Annotated in this window: 29 protein-coding genes; 28 read left to right on the top strand and 1 reads right to left on the bottom strand. The window is 41.9% G+C overall.

The window, feature by feature from the left end; translation table 11 throughout:
- Positions 1 to 16: 16 nt before the first annotated feature.
- Positions 17 to 4,219, top strand: coding sequence for a DNA-directed RNA polymerase subunit beta' (gene rpoC / locus VPAR_RS07655; protein ID WP_012864765.1), 4,203 nt, complete (start codon positions 17 to 19; stop codon positions 4,217 to 4,219).
- A gap of 260 nt (positions 4,220 to 4,479) precedes the next feature.
- Here the strand turns inward: rpoC and VPAR_RS07650 are convergent, their stop codons facing one another.
- Positions 4,480 to 6,501, bottom strand: a complete 2,022-nt coding sequence (locus tag VPAR_RS07650; protein WP_012864764.1) for a BCCT family transporter — start codon at positions 6,499 to 6,501, stop codon at positions 4,480 to 4,482.
- 355 nt (positions 6,502 to 6,856) lie between these two features.
- Here VPAR_RS07650 and VPAR_RS07645 point away from each other — a divergent pair, with 355 nt between their 5' ends.
- From VPAR_RS07645 to secY, 27 genes are all read left to right on the top strand, one after another.
- The gene (locus VPAR_RS07645) at positions 6,857 to 7,102 is read left to right on the top strand and encodes a L7Ae/L30e/S12e/Gadd45 family ribosomal protein (RefSeq protein ID WP_004693552.1); all 246 of its coding nucleotides are present in this window, start codon (positions 6,857 to 6,859) and stop codon (positions 7,100 to 7,102) included.
- 76 nt (positions 7,103 to 7,178) lie between these two features.
- A complete protein-coding gene (rpsL, locus tag VPAR_RS07640; RefSeq protein ID WP_004693554.1) occupies positions 7,179 to 7,553 on the top strand; it encodes a 30S ribosomal protein S12 in 375 nt (124 codons plus the stop codon).
- Positions 7,554 to 7,605: 52 nt separating this feature from the next.
- On the top strand, positions 7,606 to 8,076 hold the full coding sequence (gene rpsG / locus VPAR_RS07635; protein WP_004693556.1) for a 30S ribosomal protein S7: 471 nt from the start codon (positions 7,606 to 7,608) through the stop codon (positions 8,074 to 8,076).
- Positions 8,077 to 8,091: 15 nt separating this feature from the next.
- A complete protein-coding gene (gene fusA / locus VPAR_RS07630) occupies positions 8,092 to 10,167 on the top strand; it encodes an elongation factor G (RefSeq protein ID WP_004693557.1) in 2,076 nt (691 codons plus the stop codon).
- 50 nt (positions 10,168 to 10,217) lie between these two features.
- Positions 10,218 to 11,405 carry an elongation factor Tu gene (gene tuf, locus VPAR_RS07625; RefSeq protein WP_012864763.1) on the top strand — a complete coding sequence of 396 codons (1,188 nt, stop codon included), beginning with the start codon at positions 10,218 to 10,220 and terminating at the stop codon, positions 11,403 to 11,405.
- A gap of 180 nt (positions 11,406 to 11,585) precedes the next feature.
- Complete coding sequence (rpsJ, locus tag VPAR_RS07620) at positions 11,586 to 11,897, top strand: 30S ribosomal protein S10 (RefSeq protein ID WP_004695100.1); 312 nt, start codon at positions 11,586 to 11,588, stop codon at positions 11,895 to 11,897.
- A 12-nt stretch (positions 11,898 to 11,909) separates the two neighbouring features.
- A complete protein-coding gene (gene rplC / locus VPAR_RS07615; RefSeq protein ID WP_004695102.1) occupies positions 11,910 to 12,551 on the top strand; it encodes a 50S ribosomal protein L3 in 642 nt (213 codons plus the stop codon).
- Positions 12,552 to 12,577: 26 nt separating this feature from the next.
- Entirely contained in the window at positions 12,578 to 13,201 is a 624-nt protein-coding gene (gene rplD, locus VPAR_RS07610; RefSeq protein WP_004695105.1) for a 50S ribosomal protein L4, read from the top strand.
- Positions 13,201 to 13,485 (top strand): 50S ribosomal protein L23, encoded by a 285-nt coding sequence (rplW, locus tag VPAR_RS07605; RefSeq protein WP_004695108.1) that lies wholly within the window; start codon positions 13,201 to 13,203, stop codon positions 13,483 to 13,485. The genes rplD and rplW overlap by 1 nt, the downstream gene beginning before the upstream one ends.
- Before the next feature lie 26 nt (positions 13,486 to 13,511).
- On the top strand, positions 13,512 to 14,342 hold the full coding sequence (gene rplB / locus VPAR_RS07600) for a 50S ribosomal protein L2 (RefSeq protein ID WP_012864762.1): 831 nt from the start codon (positions 13,512 to 13,514) through the stop codon (positions 14,340 to 14,342).
- Positions 14,343 to 14,365: 23 nt separating this feature from the next.
- A complete protein-coding gene (gene rpsS / locus VPAR_RS07595; protein WP_004695110.1) occupies positions 14,366 to 14,647 on the top strand; it encodes a 30S ribosomal protein S19 in 282 nt (93 codons plus the stop codon).
- A 13-nt stretch (positions 14,648 to 14,660) separates the two neighbouring features.
- Complete coding sequence (rplV, locus tag VPAR_RS07590) at positions 14,661 to 14,996, top strand: 50S ribosomal protein L22 (protein ID WP_004695112.1); 336 nt, start codon at positions 14,661 to 14,663, stop codon at positions 14,994 to 14,996.
- A 16-nt stretch (positions 14,997 to 15,012) separates the two neighbouring features.
- Positions 15,013 to 15,681: a 30S ribosomal protein S3 gene (gene rpsC / locus VPAR_RS07585; protein WP_004695113.1), complete on the top strand. Its 669-nt coding sequence runs from the start codon at positions 15,013 to 15,015 to the stop codon at positions 15,679 to 15,681.
- The gene (gene rplP / locus VPAR_RS07580) at positions 15,681 to 16,118 is read left to right on the top strand and encodes a 50S ribosomal protein L16 (RefSeq protein WP_004695114.1); all 438 of its coding nucleotides are present in this window, start codon (positions 15,681 to 15,683) and stop codon (positions 16,116 to 16,118) included. Before rpsC ends, rplP begins: the two co-directional genes overlap by 1 nt.
- The gene (rpmC, locus tag VPAR_RS07575) at positions 16,108 to 16,311 is read left to right on the top strand and encodes a 50S ribosomal protein L29 (RefSeq protein ID WP_004695115.1); all 204 of its coding nucleotides are present in this window, start codon (positions 16,108 to 16,110) and stop codon (positions 16,309 to 16,311) included. The genes rplP and rpmC overlap by 11 nt, the downstream gene beginning before the upstream one ends.
- 39 nt (positions 16,312 to 16,350) lie before the next feature.
- Entirely contained in the window at positions 16,351 to 16,611 is a 261-nt protein-coding gene (gene rpsQ / locus VPAR_RS07570; RefSeq protein WP_005385504.1) for a 30S ribosomal protein S17, read from the top strand.
- 24 nt (positions 16,612 to 16,635) lie between these two features.
- Positions 16,636 to 17,004, top strand: a complete 369-nt coding sequence (gene rplN, locus VPAR_RS07565; protein WP_004695117.1) for a 50S ribosomal protein L14 — start codon at positions 16,636 to 16,638, stop codon at positions 17,002 to 17,004.
- Between the two features lie 18 nt (positions 17,005 to 17,022).
- Entirely contained in the window at positions 17,023 to 17,343 is a 321-nt protein-coding gene (gene rplX, locus VPAR_RS07560; RefSeq protein ID WP_004695118.1) for a 50S ribosomal protein L24, read from the top strand.
- 23 nt (positions 17,344 to 17,366) lie between these two features.
- On the top strand, positions 17,367 to 17,906 hold the full coding sequence (rplE, locus tag VPAR_RS07555) for a 50S ribosomal protein L5 (RefSeq protein WP_004695119.1): 540 nt from the start codon (positions 17,367 to 17,369) through the stop codon (positions 17,904 to 17,906).
- Between the two features lie 16 nt (positions 17,907 to 17,922).
- The gene (rpsN, locus tag VPAR_RS07550) at positions 17,923 to 18,192 is read left to right on the top strand and encodes a 30S ribosomal protein S14 (RefSeq protein WP_004695122.1); all 270 of its coding nucleotides are present in this window, start codon (positions 17,923 to 17,925) and stop codon (positions 18,190 to 18,192) included.
- A 27-nt stretch (positions 18,193 to 18,219) separates the two neighbouring features.
- Entirely contained in the window at positions 18,220 to 18,606 is a 387-nt protein-coding gene (gene rpsH, locus VPAR_RS07545) for a 30S ribosomal protein S8 (protein WP_004695128.1), read from the top strand.
- A 24-nt stretch (positions 18,607 to 18,630) separates the two neighbouring features.
- Positions 18,631 to 19,176, top strand: coding sequence for a 50S ribosomal protein L6 (gene rplF / locus VPAR_RS07540; RefSeq protein WP_004695131.1), 546 nt, complete (start codon positions 18,631 to 18,633; stop codon positions 19,174 to 19,176).
- 17 nt (positions 19,177 to 19,193) lie between these two features.
- A complete protein-coding gene (gene rplR, locus VPAR_RS07535) occupies positions 19,194 to 19,574 on the top strand; it encodes a 50S ribosomal protein L18 (RefSeq protein WP_005385510.1) in 381 nt (126 codons plus the stop codon).
- Positions 19,575 to 19,592: 18 nt separating this feature from the next.
- Positions 19,593 to 20,096, top strand: coding sequence for a 30S ribosomal protein S5 (gene rpsE, locus VPAR_RS07530; protein ID WP_004695136.1), 504 nt, complete (start codon positions 19,593 to 19,595; stop codon positions 20,094 to 20,096).
- Positions 20,097 to 20,110: 14 nt separating this feature from the next.
- Entirely contained in the window at positions 20,111 to 20,290 is a 180-nt protein-coding gene (gene rpmD, locus VPAR_RS07525; protein WP_004695138.1) for a 50S ribosomal protein L30, read from the top strand.
- 22 nt (positions 20,291 to 20,312) lie between these two features.
- On the top strand, positions 20,313 to 20,759 hold the full coding sequence (gene rplO, locus VPAR_RS07520; protein ID WP_004695141.1) for a 50S ribosomal protein L15: 447 nt from the start codon (positions 20,313 to 20,315) through the stop codon (positions 20,757 to 20,759).
- Position 20,760: 1 nt separating this feature from the next.
- A complete protein-coding gene (gene secY, locus VPAR_RS07515; protein WP_012864761.1) occupies positions 20,761 to 22,023 on the top strand; it encodes a preprotein translocase subunit SecY in 1,263 nt (420 codons plus the stop codon).

Below are 22,023 nucleotides of genomic sequence, written 5' to 3'. Positions count from 1 at the left end.
GAAGGGAGCGATAGTAGTGCTAGACGTAAATGAATTCGATTCCATGCGAATCGGTTTAGCCTCTCCAGAGCAGATTTTATCCTGGTCTCATGGGGAAGTTAAGAAACCTGAAACAATTAACTACCGTACGTTGAAGCCAGAACGTGATGGTCTATTCTGTGAACGCATTTTTGGACCAACAAAGGACTGGGAATGTCACTGCGGCAAATATAAACGCATCCGCCATAAAGGCGTAGTCTGCGACAAATGTGGTGTAGAGGTTACTCGTGCGAAAGTACGTCGTGAACGTATGGGCCATATTCAATTGGCTACTCCTGTATCTCACATTTGGTACTTCAAAGGAATCCCATCCCGTATGGGTCTTATCCTTGACATATCACCACGTTCTTTGGAACGCGTATTATACTTTGCTTCCTACATCGTAGTAGATCCAGCTGGTACACCATTGACAAAACGTCAATTGTTGTCCGAGCAAGAATTCCGCGAATACGAAGCTCAATTTAATGAAGATGGTTATACTATCGGTGGTAAATCTGTCGTAATCGAAACAGTGGCTCAACGTAATGAACGTTTAGCTATTGTTCGTGAAGCACAACGCAAAGAACGCTATAATGCGGCTCTTCGTGATGATGCAACAATACCAGAAGCTGATAAGGAATACGAAGAATTAACTCGCGAAGAACGCTATGAGTTAGGCGCTGCTGAAGAGGTTCTCTTCGCATGTATCGACATGGGTGCTGAAGCGGTAAAAGCTCTCTTATCAGAACTTGATCTTGAAGCATTGAATGCCGAATTGCGCGAAGAGTTGAACACTGCTAGTGGTCAACGTAAAATCCGTGCAGTTCGTCGTTTGGAAGTAGTAGAAGCATTCCGTCAATCTGGGAACCGTCCAGAATGGATGATTATGGACATCGTTCCTGTAATCCCACCTGAATTGCGTCCTATGGTCCAATTAGATGGTGGCCGTTTTGCTACATCTGACCTCAACGATTTATACCGTCGTGTTATCAACCGTAACAACCGTTTAAAACGTTTACTCGACTTGGGTGCTCCTGATATCATCGTGCGCAACGAAAAACGCATGCTTCAAGAAGCGGTTGATGCATTGATTGATAATGGCCGTCGCGGTCGTCCTGTTACAGGTCCTGGTAACCGCCCATTGAAATCCTTGTCCGACATGCTTAAAGGTAAACAAGGTCGTTTCCGTCAAAACTTGCTCGGTAAACGTGTTGACTACTCCGGTCGTTCCGTAATCGTAGTAGGTCCTGAACTTAAAATGCACCAATGTGGTTTACCAAAAGAAATGGCATTGGAATTGTTCAAACCGTTCGTTATGAAACGCTTGGTAGAACGTGGTCAAGCATCCAATATTAAGGCCGCTAAACGCCAAGTCGAAAGAATCGGCCCTGGCGTATGGGAATCCTTAGAAGAGGTAATAAAAGAACATCCAGTTCTCTTGAACCGTGCCCCTACATTGCATAGACTTGGTATTCAAGCCTTCGAACCAATCCTTTGGGAAGGTCGTGCTATCAAATTGCATCCATTAGTATGTACAGCCTTCAATGCCGACTTTGACGGTGACCAAATGGCGTGTCACTTACCATTGTCCGTAGAAGCACAAGCGGAAGCTCGTACATTGATGCTTTCTAGCCATAATATTTTGTCCACTAAGGATGGTAAGCCAGTAGCAGTACCTTCTCAAGATATGATCTTAGGTACATACTACCTAACAGTTGTACGCGAAAATACTCGTGATAAAGCAAAAACATTTGCTACCTATGATGAAGTTATGCTTGCCTATGAGTCTCATATCATTGGTTTGCAAGATATTCTTTATATCCGTTTACCTGATCATGGCCGTGTAGAAACAACAGCAGGTCGCTTGATCTTCAACAATGCTTTATTCCCAGAATTGTGGCAATACGAGAAACGTGAAGATGGCACTTACTCTTTAGGTAAGGTTATGGATAAGAAAACAGTTGGTAAATTGGTTGATCAATGTTTCCAATTGTTTGGTAATGAAAAAACAGCAGAACTTTTGGACCGCATCAAGTCCTTGGGTTACTCCTTCGCACGTCGCGCAGGTATGACTGTAGCCATTGCTGATATTAAAGTACCAGAAGTTAAAACTAGTTTGTTAGATACAGCGGAACAAGAGGTAGAAAAAGTATCTCGTATGTACCGTCGTGGCCTTATCACAGAAGAAGAACGTTACCGTAAAACTATCCAATTATGGACAAAAGCAACGGAAGATGTTACTGATGCGATGATGGATAACATGGCGTGTGACAAAGATGGCTTCAACCCTGTTTACATGATGGCTATCTCTGGTGCCCGTGGTAATAAACAACAGATTCGTCAGCTTGCTGGTATGCGTGGTTTGATGGCCGATCCATCTGGTCGTATCATCGACTTACCAATCAAAGCAAACTTTAAAGAAGGTTTGACTGTATTGGATTACTTTACATCCTCTCATGGTGCTCGTAAAGGGTTAGCCGATACAGCGCTTCGTACAGCTGACTCCGGTTACTTGACACGTCGTCTTGTTGACGTATCTCAAGACGTAATCGTTCGTGAGGACGATTGTGACGTTGTAGGTATCGATCTCGTTCGTGAACGTGCTCGTTTGGCTACATCTCCACGTCAAGCATTAGAATTGCTTAAAGATAAACTCATTGGTCGCGTTTTAGATAAAGATGTTGTGAATGCTGAAACAGGGGAACTTGTTGTACCAGCTGAAACTATCTTGGATGAACAATGCTTGGCAGATATTGCTGAAGCTGGTGTTACATCTATCGCATTGCGCGGTGCACATTTGGGCTCTGATAGCGATATTAACCATACTAACTTGGTTCAAAAAATTATTCTTGGTGAAAGCGACGATAGCATCCGTGCAACATTGAAAGAAACTATGGTTCAAAATATGTTGAACAAGGATACTGTACAAGCAATCGTTGACAGCGAAGGGGTAGAAATCTTCCCAGCTGATACACGTCTCACTGAAGAAGGTATCGAAGCTATCCTTAACTCCGATGTAAAAGAAGTACAAGTACGGAACAATGAAATCCACGGTATTGAAGTGGAAGCTATCGTTGAAGGTACTGGTGTTATCGAGCCATTAAAAGACCGTATCGTAGGTCGTATTGCAGCTGAAGAATTAGTTAACAAGGAAACTGGTGAAGTTATCGTTCCTCTTAACGGTGAAATCACAGAGGCGTTAGCTGATGAAGTTGTCAAACACTATGAAACAGTAAAAATTCGTTCCGTATTGACTTGCCGTAGCCCATATGGTGTATGTCGCAAGTGTTATGGTCGCGATTTAGGAACTGGCAACCAAGTTCAAGTTGGTGAAGCTGTAGGTATCATTGCGGCACAATCCATCGGTGAACCTGGTACTCAGTTGACAATGCGTACGTTCCATACTGGTGGTGTCGCAGGTGACGATATTACACAAGGTTTGCCACGTGTCGAAGAATTGTTCGAAGCTCGTAAACCAAAACGTAATGCCATCATCGCGGAAAACGAAGGTACAGTTCGCGTTGTGCCTAACGAAGGTAAGAAAGGTACAAACACTATCTTTATCACTGGTGAAGATGGTATCGAACTCGATTACCTCATTCCTTATGGTTCTCGCATTATCGTTAAAGACGGTGATGTGGTATCCTTGGGTGCTCGTTTGACAGAGGGTTCTATCAATCCTCATGACATCATGCGTGTAATGGGTACTGAAGCAACTCAACGTTACCTCGTATACGAAGTACAAAAAGTATACAAATCCCAAGGTGTAGAAATTAACGATAAACATATCGAAGTTATCGTTCGTCAAATGCTTCACAAAGTTAAAATTGAAACAGCTGGCGATGCGGATATGCTTCCAGGGGATATGGTTGACGTTAATACCTTTGACGAAGAAAACCGTCGTCTCACCCTCAATGGTCGTGAAAATGCTACAGGCAAACGCACGTTATTGGGTATTACGAAAGCCGCTTTGGCAACGGATTCCTTCTTGTCCGCTGCGTCCTTCCAAGAAACAACACGTGTTCTTACCGACGCTGCTATCAAGGGTAAAATCGATCCATTATTGGGTTTGAAAGAAAACGTAATTATTGGTAAGTTGATTCCTGCTGGTACAGGCATGAGTCGTTACCGCAAGATTGAAGTTGTAAAAAATACACCTGAAATCATTGATATTACGGAAGAGGTTATGTCTGAAGATTAATTACTTTGGATTAGCCGTTAAGCTATATTAACTGTATAGACCTGTTGCATAGTTGATGTTGTGCGACATAATAAAAAGGGTGCACCCACGAGGTGCACCCTTTTGTTATAGGTATTATTGGTTTGAGAGATATATGTGTATGAGCTCTATGATTATATGTCTCTATAATTATAGGCCTATATGAATTGAGAGCTTCATGATATGTGTTAGTATCAGTTTGTAAAATAAAATGATACTTTGTTAAGGTTGTGGTATGAAAACTATTCAGCTGCTTCTTCCGCGTCATGAGACATGATGTCATAACCGACGTCATCCGATAAAGTAAGATATCGTTCGTACTGTCGAATGATATCGGTAATGATATCCTCCCGTGTCATATACTGCGCATCGTATCCGGCACGCCCGTCACTGAAATATGTCATAGGAATTGCGTTGGTGCTTTCAGTAATGTGAGGAATGTTAGGATCTTCAATGAGATGATCTGATACCTCTTGCGTAACGAGTTTGATGCCGTAGGTAAAGTTGCGCATTGATTCTTTTTCGATGGTTAACTCTACGGAGGCGTCGTTACCGTTGAAATGTTTGTCAATTCTCGTAGTTAATCCGTACTCTTCGGTTAATTCTTTATTGAGCTGATACATAGCAGGCAATGCTGTTGTTTTCATAAAGGAAATAACATCTTCCGACTGCGTTTGGTTGAGTATTTTGGCAAGACCTTGTTTCCAGTTCTTGCTGTCCCAGTAGATGGATGTGGTTGAAAGTTTTGTGTTAAAGTATTGCGTATCTGTCAATAATCCTTGCCATAAGCTGTAGCACATGATAACCATCAAGGCTGCAAATGGTAAGGCGAGAATGAGCGTTACCGATTGTAGTACATTAAGCCCACCAATACTGAGCAAACTGATGGCAAGAAAGGACATTACAGAGCCCCACATCAAGCATTGCCACTTTGGAGATGAAGTGGATTTATCATAGGCCGCAATATTATTTAACACATAAATGCCTGAATCGGCAGATGTGATAAAAAATAATGCTAATACGATAATCGATAGAAGACTAGTTAAACCGGATAAAGGTAAATATTCAAGGAATGCAAAGAGTAGTTGTTCTGGTTTATCGGTTAATGCACCGAGTGCACCGTTTGCTACTGTTTCATCGATATAAATTGCAGTATTACCAAAGATAGTAAACCAAACGATAGTAAATACAGTTGGAATAATGAGTACCCCAAAGATGAACTCCCGAATAGTCCTACCTTTTGAAATACGCGCAATGAACATGCCCACAAATGGTGCCCAAGATAACCACCAGGCCCAGAATAGTATGGTCCAGCTGAAGAACCATGGTCGGGTTTCTGGTGTATAGATAGATGTATAGAAGCTTTGCCCTAAAATATGTGATAGATAGTATCCAAAGTTTTCTACCATTGTATTTAATAGGAGTAATGTAGGACCTGCACATAGTACAAAAAACATTAAGACTAATGCAACAGATATATTGACTTCGCTGAGCAGCTTAACGCCTTTATCAATACCTGTAACAGCAGATAGAACGGCAATGGACATAATGACGATAATGATGACCGTTTGTGCGGAAAAGTCATTAGTGGAGATGATATCAATATATAGGAACCCTGCACCTAGTTGGGCGGCGCCAAATCCTAAGGTGGTTACGATACCTAATAAAGTTACACAAAGTGCGATGATATCGATAATGTGCCCTCGTGGGCCATTGATCTTATCCTTCCACAGCGGATAGAAACATGAACGTAGTGATAATGGCAATTTATAGCGAAAACCAAAATACGCTAATGCTAAAGCCATAATACCGTATACCGTCCATGCATTGATGCCCCAGTGGAAGATGGAGCGGAATAATGCTTCCTTGGCACTAGATGTGCCATCGACTAAGCTTACAGCAGAGTGATAATGTGAGAGCGGCTCAGCAGTTCCGAAGAACATGAGACCTACACCGGTACCCGCCGCAAATAACATGGCGAGCCAAGCTGTATAAGAGAATTCCGCTTCTTCATCATCGCTACCGAGTTTGATGTCACCTAGCGAACTAAGTGCAAGAAAGATATTGAAGATAAAGAAGAGACTTATGGATAAAACATAAAACCAGCTGAAATCTTCAAATATAATATCACGAACCCCTTGGAGGATCGTTTGAGAAATTTGCGGAATCAGAAGGGCACATAAGCTGAGCCCTAAGACGATAGACAAGCTACCTATAATTACAGGGGGATTAAAGTTTGAATAACGTTTAATGAGTTTAATCATATAATCTCCTTTCTTTAGTAACTTATAAATACAAATATTTGTTCTGTATTAATTTATATCATAATAAAATGGTGTTTATATTAATTTTGCATAATTGGTAAAAGAAAAAATAATAGTGAATGCATAGGATGATTATTTATACATAAAAATAATGATATATGAATAAAAAATCACTCTTCATTTATAATTTAAGATTGGATGAAACACACGGATGAGTGTACATATAAAATGCAGCTGTAGAGCGGTGTGTGACATTGGAAATTGTTTGACATGGACTGATGTAATTGATATACTTACATAGTGCTTTAGGCGAGGTATGCCTAATGGGCATAATTTCGTAAGGAGAATTAGTACAATGGACATTGCCCATCTGAAGTCGGTGAACAAAACAATCGGTGCCAAGCAAACGTTGAAACAAATTGCTAAAGGTGCTGTGAAGTACGTGTTCCTGGGTTGTGATAGTGATGAACGTGTGGTACAGCCTTTACGGATTGCTTGTGAAGAACAGGGAATACCTGTGAATGACAAACACACCATGGATGATCTCGGTCGTGCGTGTCGCATTAAGGTGCGGGCCACAGCTGTAGGCGTCCTACGTTAATCTTGGTAATATCCGATGTAACACTTTGTTATGACGGATCAATTATAAATCTCAAATTTGGAAAGGAGGTGCCCAAATGCCAACAATTAATCAGCTAGTACGCAAAGGCCGCATGAGCTTGACTAAAAAATCTACAGCTCCTGCCCTTCAAGAATCTCCACAAAAACGTGGTGTATGTACTCGTGTGTACACAGCTACTCCAAAGAAACCAAACTCCGCGCTTCGTAAAGTTGCCCGTGTACGTTTGACAAACGCTATTGAAGTAACTGCTTACATCCCAGGCATTGGTCACAATTTACAAGAACACAGTGTTGTACTTATCAGAGGCGGTCGTGTAAAAGACCTTCCAGGTGTGCGTTATCACATCGTTCGTGGTGCATTGGATACAGCTGGCGTACAAAATCGTATGCAAAGTCGTTCCAAATACGGCGCGAAAAAAGCTAAAAAATAATTTTAGCCATTAAACGAAATTAACACACATCATTATAAAGGAGGAATTGAACATGCCAAGAAAAGGCCCTGTTCCGAAACGTGATGTACTTCCAGATCCGGTGTACAACAGCAAATTAGTAACACGTTTCATTAACAAAGTTATGTACGATGGTAAAAAAGGCATTGCTGAAACTATCGTATATGATGCATTCGAAATTATTCGTTCCAAAATGGGTCAAGACCCAATGGAAGTTTTTGATCAAGCATTGAAAAATGTTATGCCTGTACTTGAAGTACGTGCTCGCCGTATCGGTGGTGCGAACTATCAAGTGCCAGTTGAAGTTCGTGCTGATCGCCGTCAAACCCTCGGTATTCGTTGGGTTGTAAATTATGCTCGTCTTCGTGGTGAACGCACTATGAAAGAACGTTTGGCAGGCGAATTGATGGACGCTTTCAACAATGCAGGCGCTGCAATCAAGAAAAAAGAAGATACTCATAAAATGGCAGAAGCTAATAAAGCATTTGCTCATTATCGTTGGTAATAAGAGGTGACAACTGTGGCAAGAGAGTTTTCCTTAGCAAAAACTCGTAATATCGGTATCATGGCTCACATTGATGCTGGTAAAACAACAACTACAGAACGTATCCTCTACTATACAGGTATCGTTCACAAGATCGGCGAAGTACATGAAGGCGCTGCTACGATGGACTGGATGGAGCAAGAGCAAGAACGTGGTATCACAATCACTTCTGCTGCAACAACTTGTCAATGGAAAGAACATCGTATCAATATCATCGATACTCCTGGTCACGTTGACTTTACTGTAGAAGTAGAACGTTCTCTACGTGTACTTGACGGTTCTGTTGCGGTGTTCAGTGCTAAAGGTGGCGTTGAACCTCAATCCGAAACAGTATGGCGTCAGGCTTCTAACTACGGCGTACCTCGTATCGCTTATGTAAATAAGATGGATACTGTAGGTGCTGACTTCTTCAACGTAGTTGACATGATGAAAGCTCGTTTGGGTGCAAATTCCGTAGCTATCCAAGTACCAATCGGTGCTGAAGATACTTTCGAAGGCATCATTGACTTGATGACTATGAAAGCGGAAATTTATAAATCCGATGACGGTAAAGAATATGAAATCACTGATATCCCTGCTGAATATCAAGAAGTAGCAGAAGCTCGTCGCGAAATGATGATCGATGCTATCGCTGAAACAGATGATGATATCATGATGAAATATTTGGAAGGCGAAGAAATTTCTGTGGAAGAATTGAAAGCGGCATTGCGTAAAGCTGTTATTGCTAACCAATTATTCCCAGTTCTTTGTGGTTCTTCCTATAAAAATAAAGGTGTTCAAATGTTATTGGATGCTGTTATCGATTACATGCCAGCTCCAATCGACATCCCACCTATTAAAGGTGTTGTTCCTGGTACTGAAGAAGAAACAACTCGTCCTTCTTCCGATGAAGAGCCATTCTCTGCATTGGCATTCAAAATCATGGCTGACCCTTATGTTGGTAAATTAGCGTTCTTCCGTGTGTACTCCGGTACATTGGAATCTGGCTCCTACGTTTTCAACTCCACTAAAGGTAAAAAAGAACGTATCGGTCGTATTCTTCAAATGCACGCTAACTCCCGTAAAGAAATCGAACGCGTATATTCTGGTGACATCGCTGCGGCGGTTGGCTTAAAGGATACTACTACAGGCGACACATTGTGTGATGAAAAATCTCCTGTAATCCTTGAGTCCATGGAATTCCCTGAACCAGTTATCTCCGTTGCTGTTGAACCTAAAACAAAAGCTGACCAAGAAAAAATGGGTACAGCTCTTGCTCGTTTGGCAGAAGAAGATCCTACTTTCAAAGTTCGTACTGATGAAGAAACAGGTCAAACTATTATCTCTGGTATGGGCGAACTTCACTTGGATATCATCGTTGACCGTATGAACCGTGAATTCAAAGTAGATTGTAACGTAGGTAAACCTCAAGTAGCATACCGCGAAACTATCCGTAAAGCTGTTAAGGCTGAAGGTAAATTCGTACGTCAATCTGGTGGTCGTGGTCAATATGGTCACTGCTGGTTGGAATTGATTCCTCAAGAACCAGGTGCTGGCTTCGAGTTTGAAAACAAGGTTGTAGGTGGTGCGATTCCTCGTGAATACATCGGACCTGTTGAAAGCGGTGTTAAAGAAGCTATGGAATCCGGTGTTATCGCTGGGTACCCTATGGTTGATGTTAAAGTTATCGTATTTGATGGTTCTTACCATGACGTTGACTCCAACGAAATGGCCTTCAAAATTGCTGGTTCTATGGGCTTCAAAGAAGGTGCTCGCAAAGCAGACCCTGCATTGCTTGAACCATATATGGCTGTAGAAGTAGACGTTCCTGAAGAATACATGGGCGACGTTATCGGTGACTTGAACTCTCGTCGTGGTCGCATGGACGGCATGGAAGCTCGTAATGGTTCCCAACATATCAAAGCATATGTTCCATTGAGTGAAATGTTCGGTTACGCAACTGACCTTCGTTCCAAAACGCAAGGCCGTGGTAACTACTCTATGACATTCGATCATTACGAAGAAGTTCCTAAGAAAATTGCTGAAGAAATTCAAGCAAAGAAAAACGGTTAATCTCATATTAGATTAATAGAATTACTATTTTCCTCGGAGGATAATTTAAAATGGCAAAAGAAAAATTTGAACGTACGAAACCGCATGTTAACATCGGTACAATCGGTCACGTTGACCATGGTAAAACTACTTTGACTGCTGCAATCACTAAAGTATTGGCTGAAAAAGGTCAAGCTGACTTCCAAGATTACAGCATGATTGATAAAGCTCCAGAAGAACGTGAACGCGGTATCACAATTAATACTGCACACGTTGAGTATGAAACTGCTAACCGTCACTATGCACACGTTGACTGCCCAGGCCATGCTGACTATGTTAAAAACATGATTACTGGTGCGGCTCAAATGGACGGCGCTATCTTGGTTGTATCCGCAGCTGACGGCCCTATGCCTCAAACTCGCGAACACATCTTGTTGGCTCGCCAAGTTGGTGTTCCTGCAATCGTAGTATTCTTGAACAAAGCTGACATGGTTGACGATGAAGAATTGATCGAATTGGTAGAAATGGAAGTTCGTGAACTTCTTTCTTCCTACGAATTCCCTGGCGACGAAGTACCTATCGTTGTAGGTTCCGCGTTGAAAGCTTTGGAAGGCGATGCTCAATATGTAGCTAAAATTGACGAATTGATGGACGCTGTAGACTCCTACATCCCAACACCAGTTCGTGACACTGATAAACCATTCTTGATGCCTGTGGAAGATGTTTTCACAATCACTGGTCGTGGTACAGTAGCAACTGGCCGTGTTGAACGTGGTCAAGTAAACGTTGGTGATACTGTTGAAGTAGTAGGCTTGAAAGAAAAAGCTGAACAATACGTAGTAACAGGTCTTGAAATGTTCCGTAAAGTGTTGGATTCTGCAGTAGCAGGTGACAACGTAGGTGCATTGCTTCGTGGTGTTGATCGTAAAGACATCGAACGTGGTCAAGTATTGGCTAAACCAGGTTCCATCAACCCACACACAAAATTCAAAGCAGAAGTATACGTATTGACTAAAGAAGAAGGTGGTCGTCATACTCCATTCTTCTCCAACTACCGTCCACAATTCTACTTCCGTACAACAGACGTAACAGGTGTTGTAAACCTTCCTGAAGGTGTAGAAATGTGTATGCCTGGCGATAACGTAACAATGGAAATCGAATTGATTACTCCAATCGCTATCGAAGAAGGTCTTCGTTTTGCGATCCGCGAAGGTGGCCATACAGTAGGCGCTGGCGTAGTAACAGAAATCGAAGGTTAATTTAACCTTTTATGCTCATCGTAGAATGCGTTGAGCACAATACATGCAGCACTCAGAGCGGCAGATAATGCCGCTCTCGTGTTGTGTTTTTAAACTATGAAGTAGAAGGTTGCCTCTGCGGAGGAGAATTTCTATGGAGCAGCCCATTCACGAAATGGACGACAGGAGGAATTATTAATAATGGCTAAACAGCAAAAAATCCGTATTCGCCTTAAGGCATACGACCACAAAGCTCTCGATCAAAGCGCTGCTAAGATCGTAGACACTGCAAAAAGAAATGGCGCTATGGTATCTGGTCCGATTCCATTGCCAACAGAAAAGAATATCTTCACAATTCTTCGTTCTGTACACGTAAACAAAGATTCTCGTGAACAATTCGAAATGCGTACACATAAACGCTTAATCGATATTCTTGAACCAAATTCGAAAACAGTAGATGCTATCACTCGTTTAGATTTACCAGCTGGTGTATCTATTGAAATAAAACTATAAGGAGGTGCGATAATGTCTAAAGCTATTTTGGGTAAAAAATTAGGAATGACACAAGTCTTCACAGCTGAAGGCCAATTAGTTCCTGTAACAGTAGTGGAAACTACCCCAAGCGTTGTAGTGCGCGTAAAGACTGTAGAAACAGACGGCTACGAAGCAGTACAAATTGGTTACGGTTCCATTAAAGAAAAACATTTAACAAAACCTGTAAAAGGTCAGTTCGACAAAGCTGGCGTAGCTCCAGTGAAATATCTTCGCGAAGTTCGCGTAGCTAATGCAGCTGACTACACAGTAGGCCAAACTCTGGCAGCTGATATCTTCGCAGAAGGTGAATTGGTGGACGTAGTGGGTACAGGTAAAGGTAAGGGTTTTGCTGGCACAATTAAACGCCATAACTTCTCCCGTGGTCCTGAAACTCATGGCTCCAAATCTCACCGTGAACCTGGTTCCATCGGTCCTATGATCTCCGGTGGCGGCGGTAAGGTATACAAAGGTAAAAAACTCCCTGGACAAATGGGTGGTTACAGAGTTACCGTACAACGCTTATCCGTTGTGAAAGTTGATGCTGAACGTAACCTTTTATTGGTTAAAGGTGGTATCCCAGGCGCTAAAGGTAGCTTGGTTATGGTTCGCAACACGGTTAAACCTGTTAAATAATCATTTGTCGAAAGGAGGATTATGTAATGCCTACAGTAGCAACATATAATCAATCCGGCGTTAAAGTCGGTGAAATACAGTTAAACGATGCAGTATTCGGCGTTGAAGTTAACGAAGCCGTAATGCATCAAGCCGTAGTTCGTCAATTGTCTAACGAACGTCTCGGCACACATGCAACAAAAACTAGAGGTATGGTTCGTGGCGGTGGCCGCAAACCTTGGAAACAAAAAGGTACTGGCCGTGCTCGTGCAGGCTCCAGCCGCTCCCCAATCTGGATCGGTGGCGGTACTACATTTGGCCCACAACCTCGCAGCTATTACAAAGCTATGCCTCGTAAGGCTAGACGTTTAGCAGTTAAATCTGCTCTTAGCGATAAAGTGAATAATAGCGAATTATACGTTTTGGAAGAAATCACATTAGCAGCTCCTAAAACAAAAGAAGTGTTGAACATTATTAACAGCTTCAACGTTGGTGATGCAAAAGTATTGTTCATCACTGAAGGTGATGTAAATGTTGAACGTTCCGCTCGTAACATCCAAGGTGTTAAAGCTTTGGCTTGCGAAGGTATGAACATTTTCGATCTTCTTCATTACGATAAGCTCTTCATTACTAAAGGCGCTGTCGCAAAAATCGAGGAGGTGCTCGGATAATGCAATTACATGATGTACTAATCCGCCCGGTTATTACCGAAAAATCCACTATGCTTATGGAAGAAGGCAAATACACTTTCCGTGTGCCTTTGACTGCAAATAAAGTGCAAATCCGTCAAGCAGTTGAAAAAATCTTCAATGTAAAAGTAGAAAAAGTAGCTACTATTCGTGTTTTAGGTAAGACTAAACGCATGGGTCGTACACAAGGTAAACGTAGCGATTACAAAAAAGCTATCGTAACCTTAAAAGCTGGCGAATCCATTGAATTCTTTGAAGGTGTCTAAGAGTCTAGTTGTAAGGAGGCCCACTAATGGCAATTAAATCATTTAAACCGTACTCCGCTGGTCGCCGGTTTATGACAGTATCCGCCTTCGACGAAATCACAGCAAGCAAACCAGAAAAATCTTTGCTCGCTAAGATTTCTCAAAAAGGTGGTCGTAACAATACTGGTAAAATGACAGTTCGTCACCAAGGTGGCGGTCACAAACGTCAATACCGTATTATTGACTTCAAACGTACTAAAGATAATATTCCAGCTAAAGTAGCAACAATCGAGTATGATCCTAACCGTTCTTCTCGCATCGCTTTGCTTAACTACGCTGATGGTGAAAAACGCTACATTTTAGCTCCTAACGGTCTAAAAGTTGGTGACGTTGTATTCTCCGGTCCTGAGTCCGATATTAAACCTGGTAACTGCTTACCATTGGCTAATATTCCAGACGATACACAAATCCACAATATCGAATTGAAAATCGGTAAAGGTGGTCAAATCGTTCGTTCCGCTGGTACATCTGCTCAATTGATGGGTAAAGATAATGGCTACGCTATTCTTCGTTTACCATCTGGTGAAATGCGTCGTGTTCGTCAAGAGTGCCGTGCAACAATTGGTGTTGTTGGTAACGCTGACCACAGCAACCTTGTAATCGGTAAAGCTGGTCGTCATCGTTGGATGGGTGTTCGCCCTGGCAACCGTGGTGTTGTAATGAACCCTTGTGACCATCCACATGGTGGTGGTGAAGGTAAATCTCCTGTTGGTCGTAAACATCCTGTTACACCTTGGGGCAAACCAGCACATGGTGTTAAAACTCGCGACAAGAAAAAAGCTTCTAACAGCTTAATCATTAAACGTCGTACAAAATAGGATAAAGGAAAGGAGATAAAATAGTGTCCAGATCTATTAAAAAAGGCCCTTTCGTAGCAGATCATTTGCTTAAGAAAGTTGAAGCTTTAAACGAAACTAACGAAAAGAAAGTTGTAAAAACCTGGTCCCGTGCCTCTACTATTATCCCAAGTTTTGTAGGCCACACAATTGCTGTGCATGATGGTCGCAAACATGTACCTGTATTCATTACAGAAGATATGGTAGGTCATAAATTAGGTGAGTTCGCTCCTACACGTACTTATAGAGGTCATGGTAAGGACGAAAAATCTACAGGCAAAAAATAGGAGGAAATAATACATGGAAGCAAAAGCAATCGCTAGACATATCCGAATCGCGCCTCGTAAAATCCGTATCGTTGCAGATTTAGTGCGCGGTAAAAACATCGGCGAAGCATTTGCCATCTTGAAGTTCACTCCGAAAGTTGGCGCTGATGTAGTAGAAAAAGTTATGCGTTCTGCAATCGCAAACGCTGAACATAATTTCGATATGAATGTTGACAATCTTTACGTATCCGAGATCTTCGTTGATCAAGGCCCTACATTAAAACGCATTCATCCTCGTTCCCGTGGTCAAGCTTTCAAAATTTTGAAACGTACTAGCCACGTAACAGTAGTAGTTAAAGAAAGAGCTTAAGAAGGAGGGAAACAGAGTGGGTCAAAAAGTTAATCCACACGGTTTGCGTGTCGGTATCGTAAAAGATTGGGACGCAAAATGGTATGCAGATAAAGATTTCGCTGCTAATCTTCATGAAGACGTAAAAATTCGTAACTTCTTGAAAGAAACCCTTTTCATTGCTGGTATTTCCCGCATTGAAATCGAGCGTACAAATAAACGTATTAAATTGACTATCCACACTGCGAAACCAGGTATGGTTATCGGTCGTGGTGGTGCTGGTATCGAAGATATCAAAAAAGCAATGACTCGTTTCACTGATAAACAAGTGGATGTTAACATTGCAGAAATTAAACAAGCAGATATGGATGCAACATTAGTTGCTGAAAACATTGCGGGCCAATTGGAACGTCGTATCGGCTTCCGCCGTGCAATGAAACAAGCTGTAGGTCGTACAATGCGCTTAGGTGCAAAAGGTATTAAAATCATGGTAAGCGGTCGTCTTGGCGGTGCTGAAATCGCTCGTAGCGAATCCTACCGTGAAGGTTCTATTCCTTTGCATACACTTCGTGCAGACATTGACTACGGTACTGCTGAAGCTCATACAACATATGGTTGTATCGGCATTAAAGTATGGATTTACAAAGGTGAAGTTTTGCCAGAAGCAAAACAAGCACCTGCTAAGAAGGAAGAAGGTGGCAAGTAATGCTTATTCCAAAGCGCGTAAAACATCGTAAGCAATTCCGCGGCCGTATGAAAGGTCGTGCTATGCGCGGTAATACAGTGTCTCATGGTGAGTTTGGCTTGGTAGCATGCGAACCATCTTGGATCACTAACCGTCAAATCGAAGCTGCCCGTATTGCTATGACTCGTTATATCAAACGTGGTGGTAAAGTATGGATTAAAATTTTCCCTGACAAACCAATCACAGCTAAACCAGCTGGTACTCGTATGGGTTCCGGTAAAGGTTCTCCTGAATACTGGGTAGCAGTGGTTAAACCAGGTCGTGTAATGTTTGAAATGGACGGTGTGCCAGAAGCTACAGCTCGTGAAGCTATGCGTCTTGCAAGCCATAAACTTCCAATCAAATGCAAATTTGTTGTTAAGGGTAAAGAATTGGGTGGTGACGTAAATGAAGGTTAATGACATTCGCAATATGAGCGCTGCCGAAATGGAACAAAAAGTTTCCGGTCTTAAGGAAGAGTTATTTAACCTCCGTTTTCAGCTTGCAACAGGTCAATTAGAAAATCCTATGCGCATTCGTGAAGTTAAGAAGACAATCGCTCGTATTAAAACTGTACAACGTGAAGTTGAACTTAAATCTGAAAACGCATAATAACAGATTTGTTAATGGTTGAAAAGGAGGCTTAAAATCGTGGCAGAAGAAAGAAACGTACGTAAAGTCCGCGTAGGTAAAGTTGTAAGCGACAAAATGAATAAAACTGTTGTTGTTGCTGTGGAACGTAAAGTACCTCACGCATTATATAACAAGCCAATGGTTAGCACAAAACGCTTCAAAGCTCATGATGAAAATAATGAGTGTCAAATTGGCGATACAGTTAAAATTGTAGAAACTCGTCCACTTTCTAAAGATAAATGTTGGAGAGTTGTTGAAATTCTTGAAAGACAAAAATAAGAGTGATGTAAGGAGGAATAGACGATGATCCAGCAACAAACAATTTTGAATGTTGCCGACAACACTGGTGCTAAACGTATTATGTGCATCCAAGTCATGGGCGGTTCTTATCGCAAATTCGGCAATATCGGTGACGTAATCGTTGCTTCTGTAAAAGATGCATCACCCGGTGGCGTTGTCAAGAAAGGCGACGTAGTTAAAGCTGTTATTGTTCGTTCTAAAAAAGGTATCCGCCGTCAAGACGGTTCCTATATTCGTTTCGATGAAAACGCAGCAGTAGTTATTAAAGATGACAAGACCCCTCGTGGTACTCGTATCTTTGGACCTGTAGCTAGAGAACTTCGTGAAAAAGACTTCATGAAAATCGTTTCTTTGGCTCCAGAAGTATTATAAGAAGGAGGAACGCAGCATATGGCTAAGCTACAAATCAAAAAAGGCGATACAGTTGTTGTTATCTCCGGTAAAGATAAAGGTAAGCAAGGTACAGTTATTGCAACTGAACCTAAAAAAGAACGCGTATTTGTTGAAGGCGTTAATACTGTAAAACGTCACACAAAACCTTCCCAAGCTAACCCACAAGGCGGCATCGTTACTAAAGAAGCTGGCATTCATGTTTCTAACGTAATGGTTGTCGACCCAGAAACTAAAACAGCTACTCGTATCAAAAAGGTAGAAGGCAAGGACGGTAAATTCGTTCGCGCTACTGTTAAATCCGGTACAGTACTTAAATAATCAGGAAAGGAGGAGCTACATAAATGTCTCGTTTGTTTGAACAATACAACTCTGAAATTAAAAAGAGTATGCAAGAAAAATTCCAATACGGCAATGTAATGGAAATTCCTAAATTGGAAAAAATCGTTATCAACATCGGCGTAGGTGATGCAGTAGGCAATGCAAAAGCATTGGAAGCAGCAGTTAATGATTTGACTATCATTGCTGGTCAAAAACCTGTCATCACAAAAGCTAAAAAATCCATTGCGAACTTCAAAGTTCGTGAAGGCATGGCGTTGGGTACAAAAGTTACTCTTCGTGGCGAACGCATGTATGAATTCCTTGATAGATTGATCAATGCGGCATTACCTCGTGTACGTGACTTCCGCGGTATCAGCGCTACTGCATTCGATGGCCGTGGTAACTACGCTTTGGGTCTTAAAGAACAGCTCATCTTCCCTGAAATCGAATATGATCAGGTAGAACGTGTTACTGGTATGGACATCATTATCGTAACAAGTGCTAAGACAGATGAAGAAGCTCGTGAATTGTTGACTCAATTCGGTATGCCTTTTGAAAAATAATAGGAGGAACATATAGATGGCTAAAAAATCTATGATTGAACGCGAAAAGAAACGCGCTAAAATCGTTGAAAAATATGCAGCTAAACGTGAAGCGTTAAAAGCAGCAGGTGATTATGAAGGCTTATCCAAATTACCAGCAAATGCATCCCCAACACGCTTGCACAACCGTTGCAACTTAACTGGTCGTCCTCACGGCTATATGCGTAAATTCGGTATCAGCCGTATTGCGTTCCGTGAATTGGCGTACAAAGGACAAATTCCTGGTGTTAAAAAAGCCAGCTGGTAATATTAGACGAGAGGAGGTTTTTAGATTATGGTAATGACCGATCCTATCGCGGATATGCTTACGCGCATCCGTAATGCAAACGCTGCACTTCATGAAACGGTAAACATTCCTGCATCTAGAATGAAAGCAGCCGTTCTTGACATCCTTTTACAAGAAGGCTTTGTAAAGAACGTTGAAAAAGAAGAAAACACTTTAAAAGTAACTTTGAAATATGGTTCCAATAACGAGAAAGTTATTACAGGAATTAAACGTATTTCCAAACCAGGTTTACGTGTTTACGCGAAAAAGGAAGAACTTCCTCGTGTACTTGGTGGTTTGGGTATCGCAGTTATTTCTACGTCCAAAGGCGTTATGAGCGACAAACAAGCTCGTAAAGAAGGTCTTGGTGGCGAAGTAATCGCATACGTTTGGTAATAGTAGCAATAGGAGGTAGAAATAATGTCACGTATCGGTAGAATGCCTATCGAGATCCCTGCAGGCGTTACTGTTACATATGATAACCATCATATGAACGTAAAAGGCCCTAAAGGTGAATTATCTCGCGATTTGCATCCAGATATGAATATCACTGTAGAAGGTAACACAATCACAGTAACTCGTCCTTCCGACGATAAAAACCATCGTTCCCTTCACGGTTTGACTCGCGCTCTTGTTGCTAATATGGTAACAGGCGTATCTGAAGGATTTACAAAAACTCTTGAAATCAACGGTGTTGGTTACAGAGCGGCTAAACAAGGCAATAAATTAGCTCTTACACTTGGCTTCTCTCATCCAGTAGAAATGGAAGCTCCAGCTGGTATTACAATCGACGTTCCAGCTCCTAACAAAATCGTTGTGTCTGGTGCAGACAAAGAAGTTGTAGGTGCAGTAGCAGCTGATATCCGTAAATGGAGAAAACCTGAACCTTACAAAGGTAAAGGTATCCGCTATGAAGGCGAAGTTGTTCGTCGCAAAGCTGGTAAAGCTGGTGCAAAAGGTAAATAGTAATATCATCTATATGAATGAAAGGAGTGAATATCTTGCCTCGTAAATCTAGTAGAAATATCGCTCGAGCAAAACGTCATCTTCGTATCCGCCGTCACATCTCTGGTACGGCAACTTGCCCACGTTTGAACGTTTACCGTTCTTTGAGCAACATTTACGCACAAGTAATCGATGACGTAGCAGGTACAACTTTGGTTGCTGCTAGCTCTTTAGATAAAGATTTGAACTTATCCTATGGTGGTAACGTAGCTGCTGCTAAAGCTGTTGGTGAAGCAGTTGCTAAAAAAGCTATCGCTAAAGGCATTGACACTGTAGTGTTTGACCGTGGTGGTTACATTTACCACGGCCGCGTAGCAGCCCTTGCAGAAGGTGCTCGTGAAGCAGGCTTAAAATTCTAAGAAGGAGGAACTATAGACATGGCGAGAATTGACTACACCAGTCTTGATCTTAAAGAAAGAGTAGTATTCATCAACCGCGTAGCCAAAGTAGTTAAAGGCGGTCGTCGTTTTTCCTTCAGCGCTCTTGTAGTTGTTGGTGATGGCAACGGTTATGTAGGCGTTGGCTTAGGTAAAGCAGCGGAAGTACCAGAAGCAATTCGCAAAGGTATCGATGATGCTAAGAAAAATATTGTAAACGTAGCTATTAAAAATGGTACAATCCCTCACAGCGTAACAGGCGTATTCGGTGCAGGCCGCGTATTCTTGAAACCAGCTGCTGAAGGTACTGGCGTTATCGCTGGTGGCCCTGTTCGTGCCGTATTGGAATTAGTAGGTGTTCGTAACATCTTGACTAAATCTTTGGGCTCTTCTAACCCTAACAATATGGTTCGCGCTACAATTGAAGGTTTGAAAGATTTGAAACGCGCTAGCGAAGTTGCTGAGCTTCGTGGTAAAACCGTTGAAGAAATCTATAACGCGTAATAAGGAGACAAGAAATGGCACAAGTTAAAGTAACATTAACAAGAAGCTTAATCGGTCGTCCTGAAGATCAACGCGCGACAGTTAAAGCTTTGGGCTTGAAAAAAACTAATTCTCAAGTCGTAAAAGAAGTAACACCTCAAATCGAAGGTATGCTTCATAAAGTTAGACATTTAGTAAAAGTTGAAGAAGTTTAATACTGATAAGGAGGTGCACTGAATGAAACTTCATGAATTACAACCAGCAGCTGGTTCTAAAAAAACTCGTACTCGTGTAGGCCGTGGTTTAGGTTCTGGCTTGGGTAAAACATCTGGTCGTGGTCAAAAAGGTCAAAACTCCCGTTCTGGCGGTGGCGTTCGCTCCGGTTTTGAAGGCGGCCAAATGCCTCTTTATCGTCGTTTACCAAAACGCGGTTTCAACAACAGCGTTTTTGCTAAACAATATGCTGAAGTTAACGTAGCACAATTAAATCGCTTTGAAGATGGTGCAACAGTTGATCCAGTAGCTCTTATTGAAGCTGGCATTTTGAAAAATGTACGCGATGGTATTCGTATTTTAGGTAACGGTACATTGGAAACTAAAAACTTGACTGTTATCGCTAATGGCTTCACTAAAGCTGCTGAAGAAAAAATCACAGCAGCAGGCGGAAAAGTTGAGGTGATCTAGGGTGCTAGATAGCCTCTCGAACATCTTTAAGATTACTGAGTTACGTAACAAGATCTTGTACACATTGATGATGTTTGCTGTGTTTAGAGCCGGCATTCACATCCCAGTACCAGGTGTAGATGCATCTGTTATCGAATCCTTGTTTACATCCGGTAACCTATTTGGTCTATTAGACTTGTTTGCTGGTGGTGCGCTAAGTAAGTTCTCTATCTTTGCGATGAGTATTACCCCTTACATTAATGCTTCCATCATCATGCAACTGCTTCAGTCTGTAGTTCCTCAGTTTGAAGCATGGAGTAAAGATGGTGAAGACGGGCGTAAGAAAATAGCGAAGGTAACTCGTTATGGCACCGTAGTCCTTGGCTTTGTACAAGCCGCTGGTATGGCATTTGCTCTTAGAGCAAACAACGCTTTGGTAAATAATGATTTCCTTAGCGTATTCGTTGTGGCCATCATCCTCACAGCAGGCACATGTTTGTTGATGTGGATTGGTGAGCAAATCACAGCATATGGTATAGGTAATGGTATTTCCTTGATCATCTTTGCTGGTATCGTAGCTCGATTGCCAGATGGTCTCGAAACTATTTATCAATATATCCAAAACGGAACCATTAACATGTTCCAAGCATTCTTATTTGCTGTAATTGCACTTGCGATGATCGCTGTCGTAGTGGCAGTTACACAAGGCCAACGTCGCATTCCTATCCAATACGCAAAACGCGTAGTAGGGCGTAAAATGTACGGTGGTCACTCTACATTCTTGCCGTTGAAAGTCAATCAGGCAGGTGTAATCCCAATTATCTTTGCGTCATCTGTGTTGATGTTCCCTGTAACAATTGCACAATTTATTGACAATGAATTTGTTCATAAAGTTGCTGATTTATTTACATGGGGGACGCCGTTACAAACGGCATTGTATGCGATATTGATCTTTATCTTTACGTATTTCTATACTGCAATCTCTATCAACATTACAGATATGGCAGATAATATGAAAAAATACGGTGGTTTTATCCCAGGTATTCGTGCGGGTAAACCAACTGCTGATTATGTGGATAACGTGATGACCAAGATCACTTTGGCTGGCGCTGTATTCTTAGCTGTCGTTGCTATTATACCGAATTTCCTCGGTAGTATAACCGGCGTCCAAGGCGTATACTTTGGTGGTACGGCTCTTCTCATCGTTGTAGGTGTAGCACTTGATACAATGCAACAAATTGAGTCGCTCATGGTAACACGCCACTATAAAGGCTTTGTGAAATAG

The sequence above is a fragment of the Veillonella parvula DSM 2008 genome, from assembly GCF_000024945.1.
In the GTDB taxonomy this organism is placed as follows: Bacteria; Bacillota; Negativicutes; order Veillonellales; family Veillonellaceae; genus Veillonella; species Veillonella parvula.
Note: the sequence above shows the minus strand (reverse complement) of the source record. Positions and strands in the feature narration are given on the sequence as shown.